This is a genomic window from Dickeya oryzae (genome assembly GCF_009372235.1).
Lineage (GTDB): Bacteria > Pseudomonadota > Gammaproteobacteria > Enterobacterales > Enterobacteriaceae > Dickeya > Dickeya oryzae.
Window position 1 is genome coordinate 1 of sequence record NZ_SULL01000026.1, and the last position, 3923, is coordinate 3923.

Annotated in this window: 1 protein-coding gene; it reads left to right on the forward strand. The window is 62.1% G+C overall.

The annotated features are described in order from the left end of the window. On the forward strand, positions 1-3923 hold a 3923-nt coding region (locus FAZ14_RS20135), incomplete at both ends, for a non-ribosomal peptide synthetase (RefSeq protein WP_153509096.1).

A 3923-nucleotide genomic window follows, 5' to 3' on the forward strand; every position in this document is an offset into this window, starting at 1 on the left:
CAGGCGCAGTATTGTGCGCTGACCAAACACGACCGCGTGGTTCAGTTTGCCAATATCGGCTTTGACTATTCCGTGGCAGATATTTTCGGCTCGCTGTGCTGCGGTGCCACGCTGGTACTGCGCACCGATGACTGGATAAGCAGCATGGAGGCCTTCTGGCAGTACTGCCGTGCGTACCGCATCACCTACGCGGATATCCCCACCCAGTTCTGGAAACAACTGTGTCACGCCGGATTAGCGCTGCCTGAAACACTGCGAATTGTCTGCACCGGTGGTGAAGCCGCGCCAGAAGCGGCGGTACAGAGCTGGTTTGAGCATTACCCTGAAGGCCCGGCGCTGCTCAACTTCTACGGCCCGACTGAAGCAACGGTGAATACCACCGCGCTGCGCTTTCAACCGCAGGATATGGCGGCGATCTCCATCGGCCGGCCGCTGGCCAATATGGCAATCTACATTCTTGACGCAGCCGGACAACCGGTGCCGGTCGGTGTCGAAGGGGAACTCTATATCGGCGGCGTACAAGTGGCGCGAGGCTACCTGAATAAGCCGGAATTGAGTGCCGAACGCTTCCTGGATGACCCGTTCTCAACCGAGCCGAACGCACGCATGTACCGCACCGGCGATCTGGGCCGCTGGTATGCCGATGGCCGCATCGATTATCTGGGCCGTAACGATGATCAGGTCAAGATCCGCGGTTTCCGGGTCGAACTTGGTGAAATAGAAACCTGCCTGCGGGCGGACACGGGTGTAAGCGACACCGTGGTCATGATCCGCCGCGGCGCTCAGGGTGAACAGCATTTGATCGCATGGTATGTCGGCAACGCTACCGCTGAAACACTGCGTGCGCATGTAACGGCGCACCTGCCTGCGTATATGGTGCCGTCGGCCTATGTGCAGCTCAGCGCACTGCCACTGACGCCAAACGGCAAGGTCGATCGCAAAGCCTTACCCGCCCCGGATGACAACGCCTTTGCCCGCACCGACTTCGAGGCACCGCAAACCGCCACCGAACAGGCGATTGCCACGATATGGCAGGACCTGCTGGGGATTGAACGTATCGGTCGGCAGGATCATTTCTTCGAACTCGGTGGCCATTCCCTGCTGGCGATTAAACTGGCTGAACGCCTGCGCCGCGCGGGGTATACCCTCTCCGTCAGCGAGCTGTTCAGACAGCCGACTCTGGCCGCACTGACGACTACGTTGACCTCCACCACCACGTCCGACGCCGTACCGGCCACTCTAATCCCTCTGCAGTGTACACAGATCACCCCGGCCATGCTGCCGCTGGTGGCATTAACGCAGGCGCAGATCGATGCCGTGGTGGCGACCGTGCCGGGCGGTGCCCGTAATGTGCAGGACATCTACCCGCTGGCACCGCTGCAGACCGGGATTCTGTTTCACCATCTGCTGACCCCTGTCGGCGATGCCTATATTTCTCCGCTGATGCTGAGCTTCAGCGATGAAAACCGACTGACCGAATTCCTCAGCGCCTTGCAGGCGGTGATCCAGCGTCACGACATTCTGCGCACGGCGATTGTCTGGGAAGGGCTGGACGACGCCGTGCAGGTGGTCTGGCGCGACGCGCTGATGCCGGTGGAAACGCTGGTTATCGAGTCTGACGATGTCATCGGCGCATTGCACCAAAAATTCGATCCAACCCGGTTATCCATGAACATTGCTCAGGCACCGATGATTCAAGCCTGGCAGGCTGCCGACCCGGCCAATAACCGCTGGCTGCTGTGCCTGCTGCATCACCACCTGTGCATGGACCACACCACGCTGGAGCTGCTGCTCGAAGAGGTGCAGGCACACCTGCAGGGCCGCGCCGACCAGCTACCGGCCCCGCTGCCGTTCCGGCAGTTTGTCGCCCTCGCCCGTCAACAAACGGATTCGCAGGCGCAGCAGGACTATTTCCGGGCACAACTCGGGGATATTGACGCGCCCTGCGCCCCGTTCGGGCTGCTCGATGTTCAGGGCAGCGGTCAACACATCGACGAACACCATCTGCCGCTGTCCGACGCCCTGGGGCAACGGTTGCGGGCTCTGTCACAACAGCGCGGCATCAGCGTCACCAGCCTGTTCCATCTGGCCTGGGGCCGTGTGGTACAGGCCACTACCGGGCAGGATAACGTCGTGTTCGGCACGGTGCTGTTTGGCCGTATGGCCGGTGGTGACGGCGCTGACCGGGTGCTGGGCATGTTCCTGAACACCCTGCCGTTGCGCCTGTCGCTGGGTCAGGTCAGTGTTGAACAGGCGCTGCGCCAGACGCACGACAGTCTGGCCGGGCTGCTGGCTCATGAGCACGCCTCGCTGGCCGATGTCCAGCAATACAGCGGCGTTGACGCCCAGAGCCCGCTGTTCACCAGCCTGCTCAACTACCGCTATAACGGCGGCAGCGAACAGACGGATACACAGACAGAGCTGGATGGCATCGACGTGCTGTTCAGTCAGGAGCGCACCAACTACCCGGTCAACGTATCGGTGAACGATCAGGGTGCGGCGGGCTTCAGCCTCGATATTCAGGTTGCAGAGGGTATTGGTGCGGCACGTGTCGGCGAAATGATGCTGCTCACCCTGACGGCACTGGCTGACGCGCTGGTGCAGGCACCAACGCAACCGATGCATGCCCTGACGGTACTGCCGGACGCCGAACGCCAGCAGGTACTGCTCGGCTTTAACGACACGGCGGCAGACTTCCCGGCGGATCTCTGCATTCATCAATTGTTCGAACAGCAGGCCACTCAGCAGCCGGACACCGTCGCCGTGGTCTTCGACGGTCAGTCACTGCGCTATGGCGAGCTGAACCGCCGGGCGAATCAGCTGGCGTACTGGCTGATTGAACAGGGTGTCAGGCCGGATGACCGGGTGGCGATTGCGCTGGAACGCAGCATCAACCTGGTGGTGGTGCTGCTGGCAACGCTGAAAGCCGGTGGGGCCTATGTCCCGCTCGACCCGGCCTACCCAACGGAGCGCCTGCAGTACATGCTGGCCGACAGCGCACCGATGGTGCTGATCACCACCACCGTGCTGAATAGCCAGATAGCCGCCGACTGCCCGGTGATTGCGCTGGATACCCCGGAACAACCCTGGATCACCTGCCCGGCTGACAACATCAGCCCGGCGGCGGTGGGCCTGACGCCCCATCATCTGGCCTATGTCATCTATACTTCCGGCTCCACCGGGCTGCCGAAAGGGGTACAGGTCGAACACGACAGCGTGGTCAACCTGTGGGCCGGGCTGGAACAGACGGTTTACCATGACGCCGCATTACAACGCATCAGCCTCAATGCCTCACCGTCCTTTGATGCCTCGGTGCAGCAGCTGGTGCAACTGGCCTCGGGCCGCACGCTGGTGATTGTGCACGACGCGATACGCCAGAACGGTGAGCAGCTGCGCGAGTGGATGACGCAGCAGGCGCTGGAGGTCTTTGACTGCACACCGTCACAGCTGGCGCTGCTGATGGCCGCCGGGCCGTTACCGCCGTCACTGCGTACGGTCCTGCTCGGCGGTGAAGCCATTGGTGCCGCCCAGTGGCAGGTACTGGCCTCGCTGGAAGGCATCACATGCCATAACGTCTACGGCCCGACCGAATGTACCGTGGACAGCACCCATACGCGCATCACCGGGCAAACCGCCCGGCCACATATCGGCCGCCCGATGGCCAACCGCCGGGTTTACCTGCTGGATGCGAACCACCAGCCGGTGCCGGTCGGGGTGACCGGTGAGATTTATATCGGCGGTGTCGGTGTGGCACGTGGTTACCTGAACCGCCCCGACCTTACTGCCGAGCGCTTCCTGGCCGATCCGTTCTCGACCGCGCCAAATGCGCGGATGTACAAGACAGGTGATGTGGGCCGCTGGCATGCCGACGGCACTATCGACTATCTGGGCCGTAATGACGAGCAGGTCAAGATCCGTGGCTT